General features: G+C 39.3%; 24 protein-coding genes, 1 other RNA gene and 1 pseudogene. 9 read left to right on the top strand and 17 right to left on the bottom strand.

Going from position 1 to position 24,123, the window contains the following annotated elements; all coding sequences use genetic code 11:
• The first annotated feature begins 24 nt into the window (after positions 1 to 24).
• Positions 25 to 795 carry a M48 family metallopeptidase gene (locus A9501_RS06460; protein WP_048953917.1) on the top strand — a complete coding sequence of 257 codons (771 nt, stop codon included), beginning with the start codon at positions 25 to 27 and terminating at the stop codon, positions 793 to 795.
• A gap of 87 nt (positions 796 to 882) precedes the next feature.
• Here A9501_RS06460 and pfkA read toward each other — a convergent pair whose 3' ends face one another.
• From pfkA to yaaA, 3 genes are all read right to left on the bottom strand, one after another.
• Positions 883 to 1,848, bottom strand: a complete 966-nt coding sequence (gene pfkA / locus A9501_RS06465) for a 6-phosphofructokinase (protein WP_048953918.1) — start codon at positions 1,846 to 1,848, stop codon at positions 883 to 885.
• Positions 1,849 to 1,954: 106 nt separating this feature from the next.
• Complete coding sequence (locus A9501_RS06470) at positions 1,955 to 2,536, bottom strand: hypothetical protein (protein WP_048953919.1); 582 nt, start codon at positions 2,534 to 2,536, stop codon at positions 1,955 to 1,957.
• Positions 2,529 to 3,305 carry a peroxide stress protein YaaA gene (gene yaaA / locus A9501_RS06475; RefSeq protein ID WP_048953920.1) on the bottom strand — a complete coding sequence of 259 codons (777 nt, stop codon included), beginning with the start codon at positions 3,303 to 3,305 and terminating at the stop codon, positions 2,529 to 2,531. The genes A9501_RS06470 and yaaA overlap by 8 nt, the downstream gene beginning before the upstream one ends.
• Before the next feature lie 184 nt (positions 3,306 to 3,489).
• On the opposite strand from yaaA, the gene ssrS reads away from it, so the two are divergent.
• The 3 genes from ssrS (at position 3,490) to clpB (ending at position 6,964) form a co-directional block, all read left to right on the top strand.
• Positions 3,490 to 3,687: non-coding RNA, 6S RNA (ssrS, locus tag A9501_RS06480), on the top strand.
• A 17-nt stretch (positions 3,688 to 3,704) separates the two neighbouring features.
• On the top strand, positions 3,705 to 4,268 hold the full coding sequence (locus A9501_RS06485) for a 5-formyltetrahydrofolate cyclo-ligase (RefSeq protein WP_048953921.1): 564 nt from the start codon (positions 3,705 to 3,707) through the stop codon (positions 4,266 to 4,268).
• A 128-nt stretch (positions 4,269 to 4,396) separates the two neighbouring features.
• Positions 4,397 to 6,964: an ATP-dependent chaperone ClpB gene (gene clpB, locus A9501_RS06490; protein WP_048953922.1), complete on the top strand. Its 2,568-nt coding sequence runs from the start codon at positions 4,397 to 4,399 to the stop codon at positions 6,962 to 6,964.
• Between the two features lie 65 nt (positions 6,965 to 7,029).
• Here clpB and fecE read toward each other — a convergent pair whose 3' ends face one another.
• Genes fecE through A9501_RS06510 form a run of 4 tightly spaced genes read right to left on the bottom strand, consistent with a single transcriptional unit; the run spans position 7,030 to position 10,659 of the window.
• On the bottom strand, positions 7,030 to 7,797 hold the full coding sequence (gene fecE, locus A9501_RS06495) for a Fe(3+) dicitrate ABC transporter ATP-binding protein FecE (protein WP_065265326.1): 768 nt from the start codon (positions 7,795 to 7,797) through the stop codon (positions 7,030 to 7,032).
• On the bottom strand, positions 7,797 to 8,780 hold the full coding sequence (gene fecD, locus A9501_RS06500) for a Fe(3+) dicitrate ABC transporter permease subunit FecD (protein ID WP_065265327.1): 984 nt from the start codon (positions 8,778 to 8,780) through the stop codon (positions 7,797 to 7,799). Before fecD ends, fecE begins: the two co-directional genes overlap by 1 nt.
• Positions 8,780 to 9,769 carry an iron-dicitrate ABC transporter permease FecC gene (gene fecC / locus A9501_RS06505; RefSeq protein WP_065265328.1) on the bottom strand — a complete coding sequence of 330 codons (990 nt, stop codon included), beginning with the start codon at positions 9,767 to 9,769 and terminating at the stop codon, positions 8,780 to 8,782. The genes fecD and fecC overlap by 1 nt, the downstream gene beginning before the upstream one ends.
• Positions 9,769 to 10,659, bottom strand: a complete 891-nt coding sequence (locus A9501_RS06510; protein ID WP_065265329.1) for a Fe(3+) dicitrate ABC transporter substrate-binding protein — start codon at positions 10,657 to 10,659, stop codon at positions 9,769 to 9,771. The genes fecC and A9501_RS06510 overlap by 1 nt, the downstream gene beginning before the upstream one ends.
• Positions 10,660 to 10,970: 311 nt before the next feature.
• Here A9501_RS06510 and A9501_RS09835 point away from each other — a divergent pair.
• A pseudogene (locus A9501_RS09835) lies at positions 10,971 to 11,728 on the top strand (transposase); the annotation flags it as partial.
• Positions 11,729 to 11,956: 228 nt separating this feature from the next.
• Here the strand turns inward: A9501_RS09835 and nadN are convergent.
• Complete coding sequence (gene nadN / locus A9501_RS06515; protein WP_048953927.1) at positions 11,957 to 13,768, bottom strand: NAD nucleotidase; 1,812 nt, start codon at positions 13,766 to 13,768, stop codon at positions 11,957 to 11,959.
• A 24-nt stretch (positions 13,769 to 13,792) separates the two neighbouring features.
• On the bottom strand, positions 13,793 to 14,572 hold the full coding sequence (locus A9501_RS06520; protein WP_048953928.1) for a hypothetical protein: 780 nt from the start codon (positions 14,570 to 14,572) through the stop codon (positions 13,793 to 13,795).
• Positions 14,573 to 14,882: 310 nt separating this feature from the next.
• Between A9501_RS06520 and rpsP the strand changes: the two genes are divergently transcribed.
• The 4 genes from rpsP to rplS are packed head-to-tail and all read left to right on the top strand — an operon-like array spanning position 14,883 to position 16,868.
• On the top strand, positions 14,883 to 15,131 hold the full coding sequence (gene rpsP / locus A9501_RS06525) for a 30S ribosomal protein S16 (RefSeq protein ID WP_005626429.1): 249 nt from the start codon (positions 14,883 to 14,885) through the stop codon (positions 15,129 to 15,131).
• A 44-nt stretch (positions 15,132 to 15,175) separates the two neighbouring features.
• Positions 15,176 to 15,703 carry a ribosome maturation factor RimM gene (rimM, locus tag A9501_RS06530; RefSeq protein ID WP_065265330.1) on the top strand — a complete coding sequence of 176 codons (528 nt, stop codon included), beginning with the start codon at positions 15,176 to 15,178 and terminating at the stop codon, positions 15,701 to 15,703.
• A 37-nt stretch (positions 15,704 to 15,740) separates the two neighbouring features.
• Positions 15,741 to 16,481: a tRNA (guanosine(37)-N1)-methyltransferase TrmD gene (trmD, locus tag A9501_RS06535; protein ID WP_048953930.1), complete on the top strand. Its 741-nt coding sequence runs from the start codon at positions 15,741 to 15,743 to the stop codon at positions 16,479 to 16,481.
• Positions 16,482 to 16,517: 36 nt separating this feature from the next.
• Positions 16,518 to 16,868, top strand: a complete 351-nt coding sequence (rplS, locus tag A9501_RS06540; RefSeq protein WP_005626422.1) for a 50S ribosomal protein L19 — start codon at positions 16,518 to 16,520, stop codon at positions 16,866 to 16,868.
• A 45-nt stretch (positions 16,869 to 16,913) separates the two neighbouring features.
• Here the strand turns inward: rplS and mnmA are convergent, their stop codons facing one another.
• From mnmA to A9501_RS06580, 8 genes are all read right to left on the bottom strand, one after another.
• Positions 16,914 to 18,068, bottom strand: a complete 1,155-nt coding sequence (gene mnmA, locus A9501_RS06545; RefSeq protein WP_106014025.1) for a tRNA 2-thiouridine(34) synthase MnmA — start codon at positions 18,066 to 18,068, stop codon at positions 16,914 to 16,916.
• Between the two features lie 116 nt (positions 18,069 to 18,184).
• The gene (nqrM, locus tag A9501_RS06550; protein WP_065265331.1) at positions 18,185 to 18,445 is read right to left on the bottom strand and encodes a (Na+)-NQR maturation NqrM; all 261 of its coding nucleotides are present in this window, start codon (positions 18,443 to 18,445) and stop codon (positions 18,185 to 18,187) included.
• Positions 18,446 to 18,447: 2 nt separating this feature from the next.
• Complete coding sequence (locus A9501_RS06555; protein WP_048953932.1) at positions 18,448 to 19,488, bottom strand: FAD:protein FMN transferase; 1,041 nt, start codon at positions 19,486 to 19,488, stop codon at positions 18,448 to 18,450.
• A 144-nt stretch (positions 19,489 to 19,632) separates the two neighbouring features.
• Positions 19,633 to 20,868, bottom strand: coding sequence for an NADH:ubiquinone reductase (Na(+)-transporting) subunit F (gene nqrF / locus A9501_RS06560; RefSeq protein WP_005636875.1), 1,236 nt, complete (start codon positions 20,866 to 20,868; stop codon positions 19,633 to 19,635).
• 10 nt (positions 20,869 to 20,878) lie between these two features.
• Positions 20,879 to 21,475, bottom strand: a complete 597-nt coding sequence (nqrE, locus tag A9501_RS06565; RefSeq protein WP_005633378.1) for an NADH:ubiquinone reductase (Na(+)-transporting) subunit E — start codon at positions 21,473 to 21,475, stop codon at positions 20,879 to 20,881.
• Between the two features lie 3 nt (positions 21,476 to 21,478).
• A complete protein-coding gene (locus A9501_RS06570) occupies positions 21,479 to 22,108 on the bottom strand; it encodes an NADH:ubiquinone reductase (Na(+)-transporting) subunit D (protein ID WP_005633380.1) in 630 nt (209 codons plus the stop codon).
• Complete coding sequence (locus A9501_RS06575; RefSeq protein WP_005633382.1) at positions 22,108 to 22,893, bottom strand: Na(+)-translocating NADH-quinone reductase subunit C; 786 nt, start codon at positions 22,891 to 22,893, stop codon at positions 22,108 to 22,110. Before A9501_RS06575 ends, A9501_RS06570 begins: the two co-directional genes overlap by 1 nt.
• Positions 22,886 to 24,121, bottom strand: coding sequence for an NADH:ubiquinone reductase (Na(+)-transporting) subunit B (locus A9501_RS06580; protein WP_005636872.1), 1,236 nt, complete (start codon positions 24,119 to 24,121; stop codon positions 22,886 to 22,888). Before A9501_RS06580 ends, A9501_RS06575 begins: the two co-directional genes overlap by 8 nt.
• Between the last annotated feature and the right edge of the window lie 2 nt (positions 24,122 to 24,123).

Consider the following 24,123-nt stretch of genomic DNA (forward strand, 5'->3'; position numbering starts at 1 on the left):
GATATTTTTATAAGATTATTCAATATGCTTAAAGACTATAAAAAGCCGTTTTTTATCCTTCTCAACTCTTTTGTTCTTGCTGCTTGCGTAAGTTCAGCTGAAGTTAACCAACAATCAGAACACAACTACACTCAAGAAATTAATAAAATGAAAGTAAGAGGTAAAATAGACTATAGCTCCACAACAGCAAAACGTATTCACTCAATCTTTGAAAAAATGGTGCCTTATGCGGATCGTGAAAATCACACTAATCTGCCTTTCAAATGGCAAATAAATGTTATTAAATCGGATCAACTCAATGCATGGGCAATGCCTGGTGGAAAAATGGCATTCTATACAGGATTAGTGGATCGTTTAAAACTTACTAATGATGAAATCGCGACTGTTATGGGACATGAAATGGCACATGCATTAAAAGAACATGGTAAATCTCAAACAAATTTTGGAATAGTCACCAATATTGCTGCACAGCTTACTCATGTAGCTCTTTCAACAACCATTGGAGAAGAGGCTAGCGGATTGGCTGTCGGATTAGTAAAAGATTACGCTTTAGATAAACCTTATTCACGTAGTGCAGAAACAGAAGCAGATGAAGTTGGATTAATGTTAATGGCTAAATCAGGTTTTAATCCTCAGGCTGCGCCAGGGCTATGGGATAAAATGAAAACGGCATCTGACCATACAGGTGGTGTATTGGCAGCACTGTCATCAACGCATCCTACTGATGAGTCTCGACAAGAAAATTTGAGACGTTTATTGCCGAAAGCGATTGAACTTTATAAAAGTTCTAAGTAGATAGAATAGACTAATCAAATTCTATTATTAACCCTGAAATATAAAAAAACAGGCACAATATGCGCCTGCTCAAGATAAAATAAAAGATTATTCTAAACGTTTTGCTACTTCTAACCAATCAGCTTTAAACTCACGTTGCATATTGTTAATAGCATCAATGATATCATGATGAACAAGTCGTTCATTTTGAATTCCCACGCAATAACCACCTTTGCCTTGAAGTAACAAATCAACGGCATATGCGCCCATACGAGATGCAAGTATTCTATCAAATGCACAAGGTGAACCACCACGCTGAATGTGACCTAATACGGTTGCACGAGTTTCATGCCCTACACGCGCTTCGATTTCTTTCGCAAGAGAATGCACATCAGTTAATAGTTCTGTAATCGCAATAATTGCGTGACGTTTACCACGGATAATACTACGTTCTATTTGTTGAATAAGTTCTTCTCGATTAAATTCAACTTCTGACGCCACAATATATTCACATCCGCCCGCAATCCCCGCAGAAATTGTTAAGTCACTACAATGGCGTCCCATAATCTCTACAATTGAAATACGTTGATGAGAACTTGATGTATCACGTAAGCGGTCGATAGCATCAACAGCTGTTTGCAAAGCAGTTTGATAACCAATTGTATAATCAGTACCCGCTACATCATTATCAATCGTACCAGGCAAACCAACACAAGGAAAACCATGCTCTTCTGTTAATAATTTTGCCCCCATATAAGATCCATCACCACCAATAACAACTAATGCATCAATATCATGAGAACGCAAAATTTCCGCACATTTTGCTCTTACAGTAGAATCTTTAAATTCAGGAAAACGGGCGGAACCTAAAAACGTACCGCCTCGATTAATAATATCAGAAACACTATAACGGTTTAGTTGTTTAATTTTATTATTAAATAAACCTTGATAACCATCATATATTCCAAACACTTCCAAGCCTTCGGCAAGTGCTGAACGAACAACCCCTCTGATTGCTGCATTCATACCTGGCGCATCGCCTCCACTTGTTAATACTGCAATTTTTTTAATCATAATTTTCTACTTCTAATCTCAATTGAAAATGCTGTTAAGATTACACCATTTGAGGTATCTACTCTAGTGAAATCTTACAAGATTTTGATTATGTGTAACACTTATATTAATGCTTACAATCCCATAACCATTCTAGATCTTGCAAATGCTTAATCTCTTTTTCGACAATATATTTTTGGATATATTTACGTACTTTTTCATCAGAAAAACGAGCTGAAAGATAAGGTTGTTGTACTTTTTGAGCATATTGAAACTGCACAAAACCACACTGAGGCAAATCACGGCCCCTCATCATATTTACCTGCCAAGAGGGATTTTCTTTTGTTGGTGAATACACAACATACCCCTCTAGTTCAGTCGCATTAGGAGATTTGTCAGGAACAATATCAAAATGAAAATGCTTTACCCCCGTATTGCGATAAATACGCTCACGTAACGCAATACGCGATGTTATTGAACGCGGAGGATGATTACGATCAAAAAGCACTTCTATTTGTGACTGCCAATTTTCTAAGGTATCTGGCTTCGCAACATAAACATATCGAGCTATCGTATCTAAATCTTGACTACCCGCAAGTACATAATTTTTTCCATTATGCTCAATTTGGGTAGGAATATTAAGTTGTGTTAATTTAGTTGCACAGCCTGAAAGTAAAAGTGCGGTCAATATGATAAAAATTTTATTCATTGATATCTCGCTTAAATACAAATTCGGTTTCAGTTGATGATGTTGAATCAAACCAATAACCACCTAAATCAAATTCTTTTAATTGTTCAATTTCGGTTAAACGATTTTGAATAAGATAACGGCACATTAAGCCTCGAGCTTTTTTAGCATAAAAGCTAATTACTTTGTATTTGCCATTTTTATTGTCTAAGAAAACAGGCTTAATAATTTGGGCATTAAGATGGTTTTCTTTAACCGATTTATAATATTCATCTGAGGCTAAATTTATCAGAATATTATCACCTTGTTCATCAATAGCTTGTTGAACCGCTTGGGTAATCACATTTCCCCAAAAGGCGTACAGATCTTTTCCTTTTGGATTGACTAATTTTGTGCCCATTTCTAATCGGTAAGGTTGCATTAAATCAAGCGGTTTTAAAAGTCCATAAAGGCCAGAAAGCATACGTAAATGGGATTGTGCAAAGGCAACATCATCCTCAGAAAGTGAATCAGCATCTAAACCAGTATAAACATCTCCTTTAAATGCAAATAATGCAGCACGGGAATTGTTTTCATTGTGAATTTTTGTCCATTCAGCAAAGCGTGCAACATTTAGACCGGCTAACTTATCGCTGATAGACATAAGTGATGAAAGATCTTGCGGAGAAAGTTTACGACAAACTTCAATAAGCTGTTCGCTGTAATCAGTAAAGTGCGGTTGAGAAACAGAAAAATTTTTTACCGCACTTTCAAAATCAAGAGTTTTAGCGGGAGAAATAATAGCTAACATAGTCATCCTTTTATCAGAGATAATCCTCGGTATTTTAGCATAAGTTAATAGTCTGAGGCAGACAATGATTTGGTCTTTTTTGAAACTATCACAAACACCAAGGTTCATTTTATAACCAACTCTACAACATAAAAAAATAAATGCTAGTCAAGCTAATAAAATTGGGCTAGTATAATCCCATAAGAATTACCTGGGGTGTTCGTCAGTGGGCTATGTCCCTGAGCCGATACTTTAAATCTTATAAATTGGTTTCCTATCGTTGGTGTGTAGGCTTAACCTTTGACTCGTTCATTGGGCTAAGAAACCTGAAAACGGTATCAACTGATTTCCTTGAACCGTCGGGTTCAAGGACTACTGCCCGCAGCGGCACTCTGGGTCCTATCTTCTCCTTTCATTTCTATGAATATTCAAAAACGCCAGCAAATCCGCTCTGAAATTCGAAAAATACGAGCAAATTTAACCGCACTTCAACAGCAACAAGCTGAACAATCAGTGACTCAACAGGCGTTAAATCTTATCGATCAACGACAAGCCAAAAATATTGCATTATATTTTTCTTTTGATGGTGAAATTTCGACAAAAACCTTAGTACAATCCCTTTGGATACAAAACAAAAATGTGTATTTGCCTGTTTTACATCCTTTTACTCAACATCATTTATTGTTTTTACACTATTTACCTAATACGCCAATGAAACAAAATCAGTTTGGTATTTGGGAGCCGAAGCTGAATGTTCAAAATGTTTTACCATTAAATGAACTGGATATTTTATTCACGCCATTAGTGGCTTTTGATAAACAGGGAAATCGCCTTGGCATGGGCGGTGGGTTTTATGATCGCACGTTACAGAATTGGCAAGATAAATCTTTTATTCCGGTAGGTTTAGCACATCAATGTCAGCAAGTAGAAAATCTTCCCACTGAGCATTGGGATGTCCCACTATTCGATATTTTGGTGGGTTGAAACCTATCATCAAATTTTTATTGATAGATAAAATCAAAAATATTTCAATTTTTCTCTTGAAATCCCTTTAAACGATCTTACTTAATTTAGGCAAACGGCGAAAGCCAAAACCAAATTGAGGAAAGTGTATGAACATTGAAAAATTTACAACAAAGTTCCAAGAAGCTTTAAGCGAAGCACAATCACTTGCTATCGGAAAAGATAATCAATTTATTGAACCCGTGCATTTATTGACCGCACTTTTAAATCAACAGGGCGGCTCAATTGCACCAATTTTAACTGCAAGTGGCGTAAATGTAACTTTATTGCGTAATGAGTTAAAGACTGAACTAAATAAATTGCCGCAAGTGATTGGCAATGGCGGTGATGTACAACTTTCACGCCAGCTCATTAATTTACTCAATCTATGCGATAAATTTGCACAACAAAACCAAGATAAATTTATTTCAAGCGAATTATTTTTGCTTGCAGCTTTAGAAGAACGAGGAGCGCTCAGCGATATTTTGAAAAAGTGCGGTGCGAAAAAAGAACAAATTTCGCAAGCCATCCAGCAAATTAGAGGGGGACAAAACGTGAATGATCAAAATGCAGAAGAAAGCAGACAAGCATTAGAAAAATATACGATTGATTTAACTGCTCGTGCAGAAAGTGGCAAGCTTGATCCTGTGATTGGGCGTGATGAAGAAATCCGTCGAGCGATTCAAGTATTACAACGTCGTACCAAAAACAACCCTGTGTTAATTGGTGAACCGGGTGTAGGTAAAACCGCTATCGTGGAAGGTTTGGCACAACGCATTGTAAATGGTGAAGTTCCAGAAGGTTTGAAAAATAAACGCGTACTTTCATTAGATATGGGGGCGTTGATTGCTGGTGCGAAATATCGTGGTGAATTTGAAGAGCGTTTAAAAGCGGTTCTCAATGAACTTTCGAAAGAAGAAGGTCGCGTTATCCTCTTTATTGATGAAATTCATACTATGGTCGGCGCGGGTAAAACCGATGGTGCGATGGATGCGGGTAACTTATTAAAACCAAGTTTAGCGCGTGGTGAATTACATTGTGTGGGTGCAACAACGTTAGACGAATATCGTCAATATATCGAAAAAGATGCCGCACTTGAGCGTCGTTTCCAAAAAGTCTTTGTGGACGAACCAAGTGTAGAAGATACTATTGCGATCTTACGTGGTTTGAAAGAACGTTATGAAATTCACCACCATGTAGATATTACTGACCCTGCGATTGTCGCTGCAGCAACGCTTTCACACCGTTATATTTCTGATCGTCAGTTACCTGATAAAGCCATTGATTTGATCGATGAAGCGGCGTCTAGCATTCGTATGGAAATAGATTCTAAACCTGAACCGCTTGATCGTCTTGAACGTCGTATTATCCAACTAAAATTGGAACAACAGGCGTTACAAAAAGAAGAAGACGAAGCAAGTCGCAAACGTTTAGAAATGTTAGAGAAAGAATTGACCGAAAAAGAACGTGAATATGCTGAACTTGAAGAAGTGTGGAAATCTGAAAAAGCAACGCTTTCTGGCTCTCAACATATTAAACAAGAATTAGATACTGCAAAAACCGAACTAGAACAAGCTCGTCGTGCGGGTGATTTAGCTAAAATGTCTGAGTTGCAATATGGCCGCATCCCTGCTCTTGAAAAGCAACTCGAGCAAGCTGAAACCAGTGAAGGAAAAGAAATGACGCTTTTACGCTATCGCGTCACGGATGAAGAAATCGCAGAAGTGCTTTCTAAAGCTACAGGCATTCCAGTATCAAAAATGATGGAAGGCGAGAAAGAAAAACTCTTGCGCATGGAAGATGAACTACATAAACGAGTGATTGGCCAAGAAGAAGCAGTTGATGCCGTCGCAAACGCGATTCGTCGTAGTCGTGCTGGTCTTTCCGATCCTAACCGCCCAATTGGTTCTTTCTTGTTCCTCGGTCCGACAGGTGTAGGTAAAACAGAGCTTTGCAAAACTTTGGCTAAATTCTTGTTTGATAGTGAAGATGCCATGGTGCGCATTGATATGTCTGAGTTTATGGAAAAACACAGTGTCTCTCGCTTAGTCGGGGCACCTCCAGGTTATGTTGGTTATGAAGAAGGTGGTTATTTAACTGAAGCTGTTCGCCGTCGTCCGTATTCAGTGATCTTGTTAGATGAAGTAGAAAAAGCCCATACGGATGTATTCAATATCTTGTTACAAGTATTGGATGATGGCCGTTTAACTGATGGGCAAGGTCGTACCGTGGACTTCCGTAATACCGTGGTGATCATGACCTCTAACTTAGGTTCTGATTTAATCCAAGGTAACAAAGAGGAAAGCTATAGCGAAATGAAGTCCTTAGTGATGTCGGTTGTTAGCCAACATTTCCGTCCGGAATTTATCAACCGTATTGATGAGACAGTGGTATTCCATCCGCTTGGTAAAGAGAATATTCGTGCGATTGCAAATATTCAATTAGAGCGCTTAGCAAAACGTATGGAAACTCGCGGCTATGAATTGGTGTTTACTGACGCTTTATTAGATTTCATTGGTGAAGTGGGTTACGACCCAATTTATGGTGCACGTCCATTGAAACGTGCAATTCAACAAGAAATTGAAAATGGTTTAGCTCAGGAAATATTATCAGGTCACTTATTGCCAGGACAAGTCATTGTTGATTATATAGATAACAAAGTCCAAACAAGACAATAACCAATTAAAAGAAGCCATTTAGTTAATACTAAATGGCTTTATCATAAGTACAACCAAATTTCGATTTATTTTAATATAAACATCGGCGTATCACTGATTGGATCACGGTGAATAATGACGTCCAAATCAAACACTTCTTTTAACAAATCCTCTGTCATCACTTCATCCGGGGCTCCCTGTGCCATTACAGCACCTCTTTTCATCACAATTAAATAATCGCAATAACGACAAGCTTGATTAAGATCATGCAATACAGTAATCACTGTTTTTCCATTCTGCTGCATTTGTCGCATCATGCCCATGAGTTCTGCTTGACGGTTTAAATCCAGATAAGTAGTCGGCTCATCGAGTAGCACTAATTCAGCATCTTGCGCAAGTGTCATGGCTAAAAATACCCGTTGTTGCTGACCACCAGATAAATCAGAAACCAGCTGTTCGGCGAGTTCGGCAGTTTGTGTTTGCGCCATTGCCCAATTAACTAATTCTTCATCTTTTTGGCTGAGTTTGCCCCAAAGATTTAAGTAAGGTGAACGTCCGTAGGCGATCAATTCGCGTACTTTAATGCCTTCTGGTACCAAGTGTTGCTGCGGGAGAAAAGCCAATTCTTGGGCATATTCTTTAGGGCTTTTTTGCCAAATATCCTGACCTTTATGAGTGATTGAGCCTTGCTTCGGTTTGAGCAAGCGAGCCACCGCTTTTAATGTGGTGGACTTACAGCAACCATTTGGGCCGATTAATGCAATCACTTTATTTTTCGGGAATTTTAGCGACAGATTTTTAACCACGAGTTTATCTTGATAACCTAAAGATAAATTATTGATTTCAATGCTCATTATTTAGTTCTCATCAATAAGTAGAAGAAATATGGCGCACCGATAATTGCAGTCAGAATGCCCGCTGGGAGTTCAGTTGGTGGGTCAATCACCCGCGCCAAAATATCCGAAAGTTGTAATAAGAGGGCGCCAATAATCAAGGCCGCCGGTAATAGAGTGCGATGTCTGCCGCCGACTAAACGGCGAGCAAGATGCGGAGCAACCAAGCCTAAAAAGGCAATTGGACCACAAATTGCCACGGCTGTAGTGGAAAGGGCTACCGCTAAGACTAAAACGCTAATTTGCACTTTATTTACGGTTACGCCCAAGGTGGAGGCTTTGTTTTCACCTAAACCAAGGGTGTCGAGATCGCGACAGAAAATAAATGGTAAGGGCAGCAATACCACTAACCATGGCAATACCACATTCAAATAAGACCAGCTGCGTCCCCATAGGCTTCCTGTTAGCCATAACATTGCCGTATTGATCTCGACCGGATTGGTCAGCATCAGATAATGACTAATGGCAGCCCACAATGCGGAAAGTGCAACCCCAATGATTGCCATTTTGATAGGGCGGAAGTTAAAACCGCACACGATCCATAAAATGACAAAAGAGAGCACGCCACCTAAAAAGGCAAAAATTGGCATCCAGTAAAATGCTAAGTTTGGCAAGAACATCAATACCGAAACGGCAACCAACCCTGCCGCATTGTTAATCCCTAAAATATCGGGAGAGGCAAGTGGATTGCGCACCACACTTTGTACTAATACACCAGAAATTGCTAAGGCTCCGCCTAATAAAATGGCTAACACAGCACGGGGGAGGCGATATTCCATCAAGGTAAAATAGTTTTTATCATCAGGCTGAAAGGCCACCCAAATTTCCTCAAAGGAAAGCGTATAAGTGCCAAGGCGAATACTCAATCCAAAGAGTAGTACCATCAGACTGAGCGTGACGACATAAAAGCCGATAACACGAAAAGATACATGAGAGGTTCGCATTAGTGTCTTCCTCTGGCAAATAATACAAAAACTGGGGCACCGATTAAGGCAAGCACCGCACCGGCAGGCACTTCACTAGGGAAGTTGACCGCGCGGGCAATGGTATCTGCAGCGAGCATTAAAATTGCGCCGAGTAGCATCGCCATGGGGAGCGATTTTCGCAAGTCATAACCAATCCAATAGCGGGCAAGATGGGGCACTAGTAAGCCAATAAAGGCCACGGGGCCGGCAACACTTACGCTTGAACCTACAATCAATAACGCCATGATGTTAGCATACCAACGTAAACGGAAGAGATTGATGCCTAGTGAACGAGCGGATTCATCGCTTAAATTGAGTAAATTTAAACGGCTGGCAAAAAACAGGCAGAAAAGTGCGGTCAAAATAAAGAACGGAAATAATGTCAATAATTCATTCCAACGGGCATGTGCAATGCCACCAGCTAGCCAGCTCATAATACCGAAGGCATGATCTTCCGCGATAATCAGCACCAATTTCGTGAGCGCGGCACAAAGTAGTGATACGGCAATCCCCGCTAAAATCACCCGGCTACGATCCCCGCTGTTGTCTTTCCATCCGTTGCTGATCAGCATCACCACAAGCCAACTCAGACCGCCACCGATACTAGCCACTAAAGCAATGCTATAACCAGAAAGAATTAAGGGGCTAAACGCACTGGCGGTCACCATGGAAAGACTGGCTCCTGAGTTCACGCTGAGTAATGTAGGGGAGGCTAGTGGATTGCGCGTAATGGTTTGTAACAACGCACCTGCCACCGCAAGATTGGCACCTAAAATCATGCCAACTAATGCGCGCGGTAAGCGTAAATCGGTTACCGTAATTTTGGCAATTTCATCGCCATCGGGGAGGAGCGCTTGTAAAGCTGCAAGCGGTCGAATTTCGATAGGATAATACAAAAACAGGCTTCCCCATAATAGTAAAGCCAGAATGATAAGGGGAAGTCCCCAACGGAAAGTGGACTTCATCATTATTTTTGTTTCACGAAACCTTCAATTTGTTTTGCCATAATTTTGCTCGCTTCTAAGCCACGACCGCGAGCCCACATGTCGGCATCAACGCTGTAAACATGGTTTGCTTTTACGGCAGGAATGGTTTTCCAAAGTGGCTCAGCTTCCCATTTGCGCGCGATACTTTCATCACGATAATGGGCGATGAACAAGTATTCCGGTTTTTCCATTACTAATTGTTCAAGGTTGATTTCTACGAAAGCTTGATCACTATTGAGTTTAGTTGGGGCAAAACCTAATGTCGTTAAAAAACTACCCACATAGCCATTGTCATTTTGGATATTAAATTTATCTTCTCGGGAAGTACCAAATGAGGCTTTTTTGCCTTGCACACCTAAATTTTTTGCGATGTTGGCAATGTAATCATTATGTTCATTGATCTTCGCTTTCATTTCAGCACTTTTACCCACTAAATCACCAATTTTTTGCGCAGTTTCAAGATTTTCTTGATAACTTTCATGACGAGAATCGAACATCACTGTTGGCGCAATTTTTTTCAATTCTTCAAACACCGCTGTGTGACGGGAAGGATCAGCAATAATTAAATCGGGTTTGAGAGAAGCAATCACTTCAAGACTAGGTTGAGAACGCGTACCAACGGATTGCCATGCAGCAATTTTTTCGCGTACTTGCGGCAAAATACGCTCAACTTTATTATCGTCAGCCACTCCCACAGGACTTACCCCCACTTGTGCTAGGGCATCTACGAAAGAATACTCTAATGCCACCACTCTGGTTGGGGTTTTATCAAGGGTAAACTCACCATTAGCATCTTTTACCGTTACTGCACCGGCGAAAGTAGATGCCATTAACAATACAGAAGTGAGAGTTGTTTTTAATAATTTTTTCATGACATGTCCTCCAGTAATAAAAACGAGGTAATTATACACAAAAAAAATGAATTGATAATGATTTTCTTTTGATTGAATCCTAAAATTACTGAATTCTTGCTATATAGCATTTTGTTATTTCTAATAACATCTAAATATTAATTACTAAGAGGCTACTTTAAAACAGAAATAGCGCGTTAAATACGTGTTATTTTAGACCGCTAACATAGCTCTAGAAGTTTGATCTAATAGACATATCAAACAAGAAAATGCCTATGCTTAAAAATACTGCCCCTCCTCTATATGAACTCAAGATGATAAGTCTTTAGCAATTGGTTCAACAAGACCATCTTGTTCACAAAGTAGCGAGATCCATTGATTTTGAATTTATCCATGATGAGGGCGCTCATCTTTATTGTCAGGATAACGGTCATCCAGCTGTTGACCCTATTTGATAGTTTAAAATAATACTGTTGGGCTATCTCTTTGGTATTAAAAGTGAACGGCAATGGATAAGCCAATGTGGTTTACCACTGGTTTTAGGGATGTCCTTAACAAAAAAGTGATTGACACCAGCACACTTAGCCAAAATAATCTTCGTCGTTTTAATGGTGCGGATGTATTTGAGCATATTTTTTACTTGTATCGTATGGAAAGCAATTGAAAAAGGCTTGATGGGGGCAAGTATCCGTTTACAGACAGTACCCATTTAAAGCTAGCGCTAATAAGAACGAAAAACATAATAAAAAGTATAAGGTACAAGTCAGTCAGTATATTGATATGCTCACCCAAGATGTGGTGAAAATACGAAAAAAGGAAAGAAGCCGTTAAAAGCGAGTGAAAAAGTGGCAGAAATCAAAGACATCAAGGCAAGCATAGGATTATTTTAAATACCTTTGCCTCGGGCAGGTAATATCAATGACAACTAACCCTATATTGCTCACCTTAATTCCTCGACATAACGCTTTCAGCTCCTCCCAAAAAAGCCGTCAGGCTTGATGCTGACTATTTTACCGCCCCTATCACAGAAAGCTTGGCTCGCCGAGAGGTTATTAGTGTATTTGATTATCATCGCCCGAGCAAAATCAAAAAACCGAAAGGCTGATTACCTGACACACTTATCAAGCTACGATAGAAAACGTCGATACAGTTAAGTCATCGGAGCAAGGGAAAAACTCTACGAAACTGACTGCTTGAATGGCAATCTAAAGTGAAATGTAATAGAAAGAGACAAAACCCACCTTTATACCAGATGGTCTATAAAGTGGGTTTGCCTGAGGTATAAAATCGAGTGTTAAATACACGCTATTTTTAAATTTTATTTTTTAGGTAACGCATCAGTCGAAGCATTAAATTTTACATTTGATGAAGTGTAAGCCTCAAAGTGCGGATGTTTTTTCATAAATTTAATGAAACTTTCCGCATCAGGCAAGTATGTATCAACGCCTTCATATTTTGGATCATTAAATAATTTACCAAAAGTTTTGTAACCATCTTTACCGCTAGCTACATAAGCATTGGTACCAACAAGATAACGTTTATTATCATCAATTGGTTCCCATTGTTGGGTTTGTTTATTCAAGACTTCCACACTCACTAAGCGTTTACCTTCCGCATTTGGTGTTTCATTCGCTTCGTAACGAATACCTGCTCCATAAGGGAATGCCCCTGTAGAACCATCAACTAAAGCAAATTGCATCGCATCTTCAAGCACTTGTTTCACTAACGAACCTTCCATTTTATAGGTATATAACGTATTACCGAAAGGCAAGAAAGTATAAGCATCATTAAAAGTCACATTGCCCGGTAAAATATCCGCACGCACACCACCTGCATTTTGAATGGTTAAATCCACTGTTTTGAGTTCGTTATACATTGTTTCTGCAATAAAACGCGTTGCGATAGAACCTTCTGGATTTGAGCCTGCTTTATTTGGGATACGGTTTGCTGAACCACCCGGCATTGCAGAACCAGTGATAACACCAACAATTTCTTGTGCTAAACGATCTTTTTCACTTTTATATTTTGAAATAAGCATGTCTGTTTTTGCATCATGATCATCAAGTGAAATACTCTTCATTGATTTTAAAGTATCAAGTGCTTTTTTACGTTCATCGCCAGTTAATTCAGTCCATTTACCCTCCGCATTTTTCACTTGAAGTTTATGAGAACTCATTAACACGTGAGGAATTTTACGAGTAATAGACGCAATACCTTCAGGACTGAATTTAACACCTAAATCCCCCACAACAGCAGAATAAGCCCAACCCTCCATTACAAACACCGGTTCGCCATTCGGATTTTTAAATTCAAGCGGATATTCATAGATTACTGGTAATTTTAAACCACGTAATTCATCATTTCCGTATAAATAATGCGAATCGCCAGTAACGATCACATCAATATCATTAACTTTTTGCGCGATTTCGATATTTTTTTCACTACCTGCGTGTGAAAGTAGGATGATTTTATTAATACCTTGTTGTTTTAGCGCATTTGCCATAATTTGTGCGGTAGCAATTTCATCATAGAACTTCACATCTTTACCTGGTGAAGAGGAATTAACCGTTTTATTCACGGTGTCTAAACCGATAATAGCAATTTTTTCTCCATCCACAGTGAAAATATCGTAAGGTTTCCATTTGTTATATAAAATTGAATTTTTATCAGGAATAACATTAGCTGAAAGTACTGGGATTTTTAATGGCTCGAGTAGTTTTAATAAACCTTCATTACCCGCATCAAATTCATGATTACCCAAAGTAAAATAATCAAAATTACCTGCATTCATGACAGCCGCATCAGCGGAACCACCAAAAAGGGTGAAATACAGCGTACCAGTAATCGCATCACCAGCATGTAGCACCAATGGATTTTTATACTTTTTGCGTAACTCATAAAGTTTTCCATTCACAGCAGAAAAACCACCAATATCCACTTTTGTTTGTTGACCATTTAAATTAATTCTCGCTTCGTGCGGTTCCAAGTAAGAATGATGGTCATTAATATGCAAGATACTTAACTCCACAGCTTTATGTGCTTGCGGCACTTCTTTAGCAAAGGTTGTGCCTGAGCAAAGCATTGCTAATGCACTAACTGCAAAGGTAACTGATTTTTTAGATAAAAACATAATGGCTCCTTATGAGTAAACGGATTAATTTAAGCCTTCAAGCATTGCTTGGAAAGTCTTATAACGAATAGTATAGTTATTGTGTTGAAGATTTTCACGCGCTTGATCTAAATACGAAAAATCATCAACCTCCACCCCTTTAAATTGGCGAGCAAACATCATATTAGCTAGAGCGAGGCGGGGCTTAATTTCAGAAGATGGGGTTATCAAACTCACTCGATTCTCAGTAATAGAAAAAGTTGTTTGATTAGGAAAATCTTGATGTATCTGTTCAATAATTTTTTGAAATATGCCTTTAGCATCCAAAGACAATAATATGATTTGATCTGGTTTGGCTCCCCGTTCTAGCAAAGCCTGAACAAATTGCTCCGAATTATCTGTTTGACGAATATAAATTTTTGCCTGCTCATTCGCCAAAAAAGACACTAGCAAGTTTTTCTTCATTTCCTGAATTAAATTAGCATCGCCAGTATTTATCGGTTCAAAGTATAAATAATCAAGAAATTTAGGGGTGAGATTTTTATCTGTTTTAAAAATGCGAGTGAGGATTTTTTCGCTTATTTGGATCTGATTATCTAGGAATTGAGGAGGTAAAGAAAAAAGCGCGGTGAGTTTTTTCTGTAAAATCGAAACTTGTTGCTTTTCTTGTTTGGCTAAAGCGATTGAAAATTGTTGCTTTAAAGCTTCAGGTGACTCAGCAGATACTGATTGTTGAGAAGACGAAGGAGGACTCGCTACCACAGATTGTTGAATGCCAATACATGACGCTAATCCAAGTAACACTGAATGAAAACCGATTTTCATAATAAACCTCATTTAACTGATATTTTATCAATGTGAAATACCGCTTAACGCGTAAACTTGACCTAAAACTGCTTGAGAGTTTCTTAGATTATACGTAAAACAAAATTGTATGTGAATGATAATATTTACCTTTTCAAGAGAAAATAACGTACCTATTATAATGGTCATCCAAAACTTGCAATTTTGTTCAAAAAGTATAAAATCTTTAAGCTTTTTGTCTATATATACAGAGAAAAAAGTAAGCTATATTCTTAAATCGCTTTCGAGTTTGGGAATATTCTTTTAGTAATTAAACATTTAGAGGAAGGTTATGGTAACCATTCGTTTATCTCGTGGCGGAGCTAAAAAACGCCCATTTTATCAAATCGTAGTAGCTGACAGCCGTTCACCACGTGACGGTCGTTTCATTGAGCGTGTAGGTTTCTTCAACCCAATCGCACAAGGTAACGCAGAACGTGTTCGTATCGACCTAGACCGTGTTAACCACTGGGTTGGTCAAGGTGCATCACTTTCTGATCGTGTTGCGAGCTTGGTAAAAGAAGCTCAAAAAGCAGCATAATTTTGCTTTTTGATTTAGTTCTTAAACTAAGATAGGTGAGAAATATGGAACAACAACGTATTGAAGTTGTGGGCAAATTAGGCTCAACCTACGGTATCCGTGGGTGGTTACGTATTTATTCATCAACAGAACAAGCTGAAAGCATTTTTGAGTATCAGCCTTGGTTTTTAAAAATCAAAGGTGAGTGGCAGCCAACAGAATTAGAAAACTGGCGTCATCATAACCACGAAATCATCGTGAAATTAAAAGGCGTTGATGATCGTGAAGTCGCACAAATTTTAGCAAATGTTGAAATTGGTGTGGATTTATCTGTTTTCCCAGAACTAGAAGAGGGTGATTATTACTGGCACGATTTAATTGGTTGCTCAGTCGTAAACCTAGAAGGTTATACAATGGGAACGGTAACAGAAATGATGGAAACCGGTTCTAATGACGTGTTAGTAGTTAAAGCCAATACGAAAGATGCTTTTGGAAAACAAGAGCGGTTAATTCCGTTTTTGTATGAACAAGTAGTTAAAAGAGTCGATCTCACCACGAAAACAATTGAAGTGGATTGGGACGCTGGTTTCTAATCTCAAGTATGCACAAACGTAATGTAGTAGGCTTTTTATGTGGATAGGGGTGATTTCATTATTCCCCGAAATGTTTAAAGCGATTACGGAATTTGGGGTTACAGCTAGAGCTGTAAAACATAATCTTCTGCAAGTGGAATGTTGGAATCCAAGAGATTTTACATTCGACAAGCATAAAACCGTGGATGATCGCCCTTATGGTGGTGGCCCGGGAATGCTGATGATGGTGCAACCTTTACGGGATGCGATTCATGCTGCGAAAGCAGCTGCAGGAGAAGGCGCAAAGGTGATTTACCTTTCGCCACAAGGACGTAAACTCGATCAAGGCGGCGTAACCGAGCTTGCTCAAAATCAGAAATTGATTTTGTTATGTGGACGTTACGAAGGTATTGATGAGCGATTGATTCAAACTGAAATCGATGAAGAATGGTCAATCGGCGATTACGTTCTGACCGGTGGGGAGTTGCCGGCAATGACATTAATTGATGCTGTTGCGCGTTTTATTCCCGGTGTACTAGGCAAGCAAGCCTCCGCAGAAGAAGATTCTTTTGCAGATGGTTTATTAGATTGCCCGCATTACACCAGACCGGAAGTGTTAGAAGGATTAACTGTACCACCCGTGCTGATGTCGGGACACCACGAAGAAATTCGGAAATGGCGATTAAAACAATCGCTAAAAAGAACGTGGCTCCGACGCCCTGAGCTCTTAGAGGGCCTAGCTCTGACTGACGAACAACGTAAACTGTTAAAAGAGGCGCAAGCCGAGCATAGCAGTTAGTTTCAGTTACATCTAGGATCAATAAAGGATCAAACAATGTCTAACATTATCAAACAACTTGAACAAGAACAATTAAAACAAAACGTACCTAGCTTCCGCCCTGGTGATACTTTAGAAGTTAAAGTATGGGTAGTTGAAGGTAGCAAACGTCGTTTGCAAGCATTCGAAGGCGTGGTTATTGCAATTCGTAACCGTGGCTTGCACTCAGCATTTACTTTACGTAAAGTATCTAACGGCGTAGGCGTTGAGCGTGTATTCCAAACTCACTCTCCAGCTGTAGATTCTATCGCTGTTAAACGTAAAGGTGCAGTACGTAAAGCTAAACTTTACTACTTACGTGAACGTTCAGGTAAATCTGCTCGTATTAAAGAGCGTTTGGGCGAATAATTTCGCAAAGAAAAAGGCTTGGAATTCCAAGCCTTTTTTGTTAGGTTATTTAATCCGTTCTTCGATAATCCCGCCGCCCAAACAAACCTCACCAAGGTAAAATACGGCAGATTGCCCTGGTGTGACGGCTGATTGAGGTTCATCGAAAATCACTCGAATAGTTTCATCATCAATCGGTTCAATCACACAAGAAATATCTTGTTGGCGATAACGTGTTTTCACCGTGCAACGTAATAACTCTCGAATTGGTTCACGATCAACCCAATGTAATTGGCTAGCAATCAAACCTTTTGAAAATAAACGAGGATGGTCATGCCCCTGAGCGACAATAAGTTCATTATTTTCCACATCCTTATCTACCACATACCAAGCCTCATCACCCGCATTTTTCAAACCACCAATGCCTAATCCTTTGCGCTGTCCCAACGTGTGATACATCAAACCATCATGGCGACCAATAATTTCACCATCAACAGTACGAATATCGCCAGGTTGAGCAGGTAAGTAACGAGCTAAGAAATCCTTAAATTTACGCTCACCAATAAAACAAATACCTGTAGAGTCTTTTTTCTTCGCTGTAATTAAACCAAGATCTTCAGCAATAGCGCGAACAATGGGCTTCTCGATTTCACCAACGGGGAATAAACTTTGCCCTACTTGTTTATGGCTTAAGGTATAAAGAAAATAACTTTGATCTTTATTGGCGTCTAGACCACGTAATAATTTTACATTTTCATCATCACCAGCTCTACGTACATAATGTCCTGTTGCAATGTAATGGGCACCAAGATCTTCAGCTGCATATTCTAAAAATGCTTTAAATTTAATTTCTTTATTACACAAAATATCTGGGTTCGGCGTGCGCCCTGCTTTATATTCAGTCAGAAAATGCTCAAAGACATTATCCCAATATTCTGCCGCAAAATTAATTTTATGTAGTTTAATACCCAACTTATCACATACAGCCTGAGCATCTGCAAGATCAGCTGCTGCAGTGCAGTAATCCGTATCATCATCTTCTTCCCAGTTTTTCATAAACAGGCCTTCCACCTGATAGCCTTGCTGTTGAAGAATAAAAGCTGACACAGAAGAATCCACTCCGCCAGACATACCACAAATCACTTTTTTTGTCGCATTTCTCGCAAGCTGCTCTTGCGTCAGTTGAGGAAAGTGTTGATTATAAGTATTTGAAATTAACATAGTTCTCCCGTAACTTCGGTTAAGGCGAAGCACATTGGTCATTGAATGAGAAAACGGCAAAATAATTTTGCCGTTAATTTTATTTTGCACATAAAGTGCGGTCATTTTTGAGCAAGTTATTTCACTTCATAAAATTGCGAATCATCATCTTTTTCCGCAAATTTTTGCTCATATTCAGCTTTCGCTTGTTCATCGCCCGCATCTAATTTTGATTGAAGCGTGTCACACGGTTTATCACAATCGCAAGCTTTGGCAATACCAAGGGCAGATAAACCACCGCAGCTGCCTTTTAAACTTTGTTTTTTGATAATAAATCCGATAGACATCAACAATATAATTGCGACAAAAGCGATTAAAGTAAAAAATAAAGTTTGCATAACTATTCTTTTGTTTCTGTTAATTTTTTGAAAGCAGAGGATGATTTTGTGATAAAACCATTATCTGTTTTAATGATTAAGTAAACGGCAATATTATTTTTCTCTGCCACTTCTAACGCCTTGTCTTCACCCAGCACAAATAAACCTGTTGATAAGCCATCTGCAGTCATTGAGGTTGGCGCAAGGACCGTAATTGAGGCTAAATGATGCTGAATTGGGTAACCTGTTTTCGGATCAATTTCATGAGCAAAGCGTTTACCATTTTCTTCAAAGTAAATACGATAATCGCCAGAACTTGCCATTCCCATGTTGTCTAATCCAATTACAGCTTCAACCGCTCTTTCACCTGTTGTAGTTGGTTTTTCGATTGCGATCTGCCAAGGTTTGCCTTCAATATTTTTTCCTTTCGCACGAATTTCACCACCGATTTCAACCATATAATTCTGAGTATTTAGTTGTTCTAACTTTTCAGCCACCTGATCAACGCCAAAGCCTTTAGCAATCGAGGACAAATCGACATAAACTTGAGGAAGTGCTTTGCTTAATGTCGGTTTTGCACCACTCATATCGAGGGCAATTTTATCAATACCAACCCAAGCTTGGCGTTCAGCTAATTGTTCTGGCGTAGGTTGTTTTTCTGGGCGTTTTTCAGGACCAAATCCCCATAAATTCACAACAGGACCAACAGTTACATCCAATGCACCTTCAGTCACTTTGTTTAAACGAATCGCTTCAGCTAATACTTTGGCAAAATCTGCTGAAATTTCAATCGGTGTATTCACTTGGGTATTTTGATTGAAACGGCTCAGTTCCGAATCTTTTTTGTAAGTGGACATTTTCGCGTTTACATCTTTTAAGATTGCTTCAATTTCTTCATGCGTCTTTTCAGATGTTGCTTTCATTGAGCCTTCATCAAGGTATTTAACATGATAAGTTGTTCCCATTGTTTTACCACTTAATGAGATAACTTTTGTTTCTTTTTGACAGGCTGCAAGACTTAATGCCATTGCTACCGCCATGATACCGCTTATTAATTTTTTCATCTGGATTTCCTACATCTGTGAATTACTGGCAAACTCAACAAAACTTACCTGTAATCATAGAAAATTTTCTAAAAATACCTTAAATTTTGACCGCACTTCATCACAAAGTGCGGTCAGTTTTTATGATGAATTGATTAACTAAAATCAGCCACCAAAGTCATCTAATAAAATGTTTTCATCTTCAACACCAAGATCTTTCAACATTTTAATTACAGCTGCATTCATCACCGGAGGTCCACACATATAGTATTCACAATCTTCTGGTGCTTCATGATTTTTCAAGTAGTTTTCATAAAGCACATTGTGAATAAAGCCTGTATAGCCGGTCCAATTATCTTCAGGCAATGCGTCCGATAATGCAACATGCCATACAAAGTTTGGATTTTCAGCTTGTAATTGGTCAAAGTCTTCTTGATAGAAGATTTCACGTTTAGAACGTGCACCATACCAGAACGACATTTTACGTTTAGAATGAAGACGTTTTAACTGGTCAAAAATATGAGAACGCATTGGAGCCATACCCGCACCACCACCGATAAATACCATTTCAGCATCAGTTTCTTTCGCAAAGAATTCACCAAATGGACCAGAAATAGTGACTTTATCACCCGCTTTTAATGACCAAATGTATGAAGACATTTGACCTGGAGGTGCATCAGGTTGACGCGGAGGAGGCGTTGCAATACGAACGTTAAGCATAATAATGCCTTTCTCTTCTGGGTATGAAGCCATTGAGTAAGCACGGATAATATGCTCGTCAACTTTAGAGACATAACGCCATAAATCATATTTATCCCAGTCTTCGTGGTATTCTTCAGGAATATCGAAATCTTTATAGTTCACCACGTGTGGATCAGCTTCGATTTGGATATATCCACCCGCGCGGAATGGCACTTCCTCGCCTTCAGGAATAGCCAATTTAAGCTCCTTGATAAAGGTTGCTTTGTTATCGTTAGAAATAACAGTACATTCCCATTTTTTCACGCCGAAGATTTCTTCTGGAAGTTCAACTTCCATATTACCTTTCACGTTAACTTGACAAGCTAGACGATAACCTTCTTTTGCTTCACGTTTGTTAATGTGAGAAAGTTCGGTTGGAAGAATTTCTCCGCCACCATTTTTCACTTTTACCACACATTGACCACAAGAGCCGCCGCCACCACAAGCAGAAGACACGAAAATACCTTTACTCGCTAGAGCACCTAATAATTTGCCACCTGCAGGTAATGTAATCGCTTTCTCTGGATCGTTATTGATACCAATAGTAATATCACCAGAATCGACTAGTTTTGACTTGGCAAACAAGATAATCGCAACGAGTACTAAAATAATAGCGGTAAATGCTGCAACACCTAATAATAAAATTGAAGATTCGCTCATTTATGCCTCCTTATAATTGAATACCAGAGAATGACATAAAGCCAAGCGCCATCAATCCAGCAGAAATAAAGGTTATTCCTAATCCTTTCAAGCCTGCTGGTACATCAGCATATTTCATTTTTTCAGTTAAACCTGCAAGCGCAACAATTGCTAACATCCACCCCAAGCCTGCACCAATACCGTACACGGCAGATTCTGCGAAGGTATATTCACGTTGAATCGCAAAGGATACGCCACCAAAGATCGCACAGTTTACGGCAATAAGCGGAAGGAAAATCCCCAATGCGTTATACAGTGCTGGGAAGAATTTATCGAGCGTCATTTCAAGAATTTGAACGATACCCGCGATAATACCGATAAACGTAATAAAGCTTAAGAAGGATAAATCTACCCCTTCAACTAAGGCGCCATCTTTTAACACATGTTCAAATACAAATTGGTTCGCTGGCACAGAAATGCCAAGCACAACTGTTACTGCAACCCCTAAGCCGAATGCGGTTGACACTTTTTTTGATACAGCAAGGAAAGTACACATCCCTAAGAAGAAAGAAAGCGCCATATTTTCAATGAAGATCGCCTTCACAAATAGGCTAATATAATGTTCCATTGATTATTTCTCCTGTTGCTCAGGTTTCCACGTTCTTAAACCCCAAATGATGAAGCCGATAATAAAGAACGCACTTGGTGCAAGAAGGAACAAGCCGTTTGGTTGATACCAACCACCGTCTTGAATGGTTTGGAATACTGGAAAGCCAAGTAAACGACCAGAACCGATTAACTCACGTAACGTTGCAACAATTAATAAAATTGCACCGTAACCTAAACCGTTACCGATACCATCAACAAAGCTCTCAAGTGGACGAGATTTCATCGCAAAAGCTTCTGCCCGGCCCATCACGATACAGTTAGTAATAATCAAGCCTACAAATACCGAGAGCTGCTTAGATAAACCATAAGCAAAAGCTTTCAATACTTGGTCAACTAAGATTACCAAAGAAGCGATAATTGCCAGTTGTACAATGATACGAATACTATTTGGAATGTAATGACGAATCATTGAAATAAACATACTGGAAAAACCAGTTACTAAACTTACCGCAATGGCCATAACGATCGCGGTTTGTAATTGAGTTGTGACCGCTAATGCAGAACAAATACCCAAAATTTGCAGCGCAATCGGGTTATTTTTTACGATCGGATCAAGCAAAAGTGCTTTTAAATTGCTTTTTGCATCAGCCATTATCTTGCCCCCGCTTTAAATTTTGCTAAGAATGGACCAAAACCGTTTTGACTAAACCAATAATCAAAGGAACCTTGCACACCATTTGAGGTTAAAGTTGCACCTGATAAAGCATCAACACCGTATTCTTTGTTAGAAGAAGCATTTTTAGCAATACGAATAGCCACACGTTGATCATCATCAAACAGTTTTTTATCTACGAAAAGTGCTTGCCAACGCGGATTGGCAATTTCACCACCAAGACCTGCTGTTTCACCTTGATCATAGTAAGTAATGCCTTTGATGGTATTGGCATCTGGGGCAACCGCAACAAAACCGTACATTGTTGACCATAAACCGCGACCGTACATCGGCAATATGACTTGATTGACTTGACCTTGTTCATCTTTTACAAGATAAACTCGCGCTTGATTGGCACGCACTTTAATTCCGGCTTTATCTTGTTCCACCGGAATGGCTTGACTAAGTGCGGTCGATTTTACTGCTGTTTTTGGATCAAATTTTTCTACATCCTCTTTTGATGCTTGAACAAAATCACCACTTTGCAAATCCACTAAACGTGGTTCAATAAACTTGTTATAAGTGTCTTTAATGACGGAAGCATTATCTTCTTTCATTAAGCCAGCAACCGTTAAAATATTACGTTGAACGTCCAGTGCTTTTTGCTCATCTTGTTTCGATTTCAATGCCACCGCGGCACCGGAAACAATGATAGAACACACTAAACTTAGCAATACAACAACGGTAACTGTACCACCAACGCTGTCTTTATTAAACTTAGCCATTTGTTCTTGCTCTCCGACGTTTGATATTTGCTTGAACAACGATGTAGTCGAAAATCGGTGCAAATAAGTTTGCAAATAAAATCGCTAACATCATTCCCTCCGGATAAGCTGGGTTTACAGTACGAATTAATACAGCCATTACACCAATTAATGCACCGTACCACCACTTACCTGCATTGGTAAAGGATGCTGAAACAGGGTCTGTTGCCATAAATACCATACCTAATGCAAATCCACCTAAAACAAGGTGCCAATGCCAAGGCATTGAGAACATTGGGTTAGTATCAGAACCCACTAAATTGAATAGAGTTGAAGTTGCAATCATACCAATCATCACACCAGCAATGATGCGCCATGCAGCAATACGAGTGAACACAATCACTGCGCCACCGATTAAAATTGCAAGCGTAGAAACTTCACCCATTGAACCAGGTAAGTTACCAACAAAAGCATCCATCCAAGTGATTGGAGCGCCAGTGGCTGTATGTTGTAATGCTCCCTGACCACCTTGTGACCATTGTGAAAGTGCGGTTGCACCAGAGAAACCATCAGCAGCAGTCCAAACAGTATCACCTGAAATTTGAGCTGGATAGGCGAAGAACAAGAAAGCTCGGCCTGCAAGTGCAGGGTTCATGAAGTTACGACCAACGCCACCAAAAATTTCTTTTGCAACAACGATACCAAAAGTAATACCTAATGCGGCTTGCCATAATGGCAATGTTGGTGGAACGATTAACGCAAATAAAATGGTTGAAACGAACATCCCCTCATTTACTTCATGACCTCGCACCACTGAGAACAACAATTCCCAAATTGTACAAACGGTAAAAACCACTAAGTAAATTGGTAAGAAGAAGATCGCTCCCAGCGCCATTTTCGAGCCCCAAGTTGCATTGGCAGTTAAATCTAAACCTAATGAACTTGCAAGTGCATAGTGCCAATCGTTAGCAATTAGTTGATCTAAATTGCCTAATTGATTTAAGGCTGGAATCGCTTGGTTACCCACATTGTACATCCCGTAGAAAATCGCAGGGAACAACGCAAGGAAAACCGTAATCATCATACGTTTTGAGTCTAACGCATCACGAACGTGAGTATTTTTGTGCGTTACCGTACCTGGTGTATAAAGCAAGGTATAAATCGATTCAAAGATCGGATAAAGCTTGCTGTATTTACCACCTGGTAAAAACGCGGGTTCCATTTTTTCAAAAAGATTTTTTAAACCCATTT

The sequence above is a fragment of the Haemophilus sp. CCUG 66565 genome (assembly GCF_001679495.1).
Lineage (GTDB): Bacteria > Pseudomonadota > Gammaproteobacteria > Enterobacterales > Pasteurellaceae > Haemophilus > Haemophilus haemolyticus_K.

What these genes read in the sequence shown, in the direction of transcription:
- A9501_RS06580 (WP_005636872.1), bottom strand. Translation starts at nt 24,121, where the DNA reads ATGGGTTTAAAAAATCTTTTTGAAAAAATGGAACCCGCGTTTTTACCA.
- fecE (WP_065265326.1), bottom strand. Translation starts at nt 7,797, where the DNA reads ATGAGCATTGAAATCAATAATTTATCTTTAGGTTATCAAGATAAACTC.
- mnmA (WP_106014025.1), bottom strand. Translation starts at nt 18,068, where the DNA reads ATGTTAATTTCAAATACTTATAATCAACACTTTCCTCAACTGACGCAA.
- A9501_RS06575 (WP_005633382.1), bottom strand. Translation starts at nt 22,893, where the DNA reads ATGGCTAAGTTTAATAAAGACAGCGTTGGTGGTACAGTTACCGTTGTT.
- nadN (WP_048953927.1), bottom strand. Translation starts at nt 13,768, where the DNA reads ATGTTTTTATCTAAAAAATCAGTTACCTTTGCAGTTAGTGCATTAGCA.
- rimM (WP_065265330.1), top strand. Translation starts at nt 15,176, where the DNA reads ATGGAACAACAACGTATTGAAGTTGTGGGCAAATTAGGCTCAACCTAC.
- clpB (WP_048953922.1), top strand. Translation starts at nt 4,397, where the DNA reads ATGAACATTGAAAAATTTACAACAAAGTTCCAAGAAGCTTTAAGCGAA.
- A9501_RS06510 (WP_065265329.1), bottom strand. Translation starts at nt 10,659, where the DNA reads ATGAAAAAATTATTAAAAACAACTCTCACTTCTGTATTGTTAATGGCA.
- fecC (WP_065265328.1), bottom strand. Translation starts at nt 9,769, where the DNA reads ATGATGAAGTCCACTTTCCGTTGGGGACTTCCCCTTATCATTCTGGCT.
- nqrE (WP_005633378.1), bottom strand. Translation starts at nt 21,475, where the DNA reads ATGGAACATTATATTAGCCTATTTGTGAAGGCGATCTTCATTGAAAAT.
- nqrM (WP_065265331.1), bottom strand. Translation starts at nt 18,445, where the DNA reads ATGCAAACTTTATTTTTTACTTTAATCGCTTTTGTCGCAATTATATTG.
- nqrF (WP_005636875.1), bottom strand. Translation starts at nt 20,868, where the DNA reads ATGAGCGAATCTTCAATTTTATTATTAGGTGTTGCAGCATTTACCGCT.
- rplS (WP_005626422.1), top strand. Translation starts at nt 16,518, where the DNA reads ATGTCTAACATTATCAAACAACTTGAACAAGAACAATTAAAACAAAAC.
- A9501_RS06470 (WP_048953919.1), bottom strand. Translation starts at nt 2,536, where the DNA reads ATGAATAAAATTTTTATCATATTGACCGCACTTTTACTTTCAGGCTGT.
- A9501_RS06460 (WP_048953917.1), top strand. Translation starts at nt 25, where the DNA reads ATGCTTAAAGACTATAAAAAGCCGTTTTTTATCCTTCTCAACTCTTTT.
- pfkA (WP_048953918.1), bottom strand. Translation starts at nt 1,848, where the DNA reads ATGATTAAAAAAATTGCAGTATTAACAAGTGGAGGCGATGCGCCAGGT.
- A9501_RS06570 (WP_005633380.1), bottom strand. Translation starts at nt 22,108, where the DNA reads ATGGCTGATGCAAAAAGCAATTTAAAAGCACTTTTGCTTGATCCGATC.
- trmD (WP_048953930.1), top strand. Translation starts at nt 15,741, where the DNA reads ATGTGGATAGGGGTGATTTCATTATTCCCCGAAATGTTTAAAGCGATT.
- A9501_RS06485 (WP_048953921.1), top strand. Translation starts at nt 3,705, where the DNA reads ATGAATATTCAAAAACGCCAGCAAATCCGCTCTGAAATTCGAAAAATA.
- rpsP (WP_005626429.1), top strand. Translation starts at nt 14,883, where the DNA reads ATGGTAACCATTCGTTTATCTCGTGGCGGAGCTAAAAAACGCCCATTT.
- A9501_RS06555 (WP_048953932.1), bottom strand. Translation starts at nt 19,488, where the DNA reads ATGAAAAAATTAATAAGCGGTATCATGGCGGTAGCAATGGCATTAAGT.
- yaaA (WP_048953920.1), bottom strand. Translation starts at nt 3,305, where the DNA reads ATGTTAGCTATTATTTCTCCCGCTAAAACTCTTGATTTTGAAAGTGCG.
- fecD (WP_065265327.1), bottom strand. Translation starts at nt 8,780, where the DNA reads ATGCGAACCTCTCATGTATCTTTTCGTGTTATCGGCTTTTATGTCGTC.
- A9501_RS06520 (WP_048953928.1), bottom strand. Translation starts at nt 14,572, where the DNA reads ATGAAAATCGGTTTTCATTCAGTGTTACTTGGATTAGCGTCATGTATT.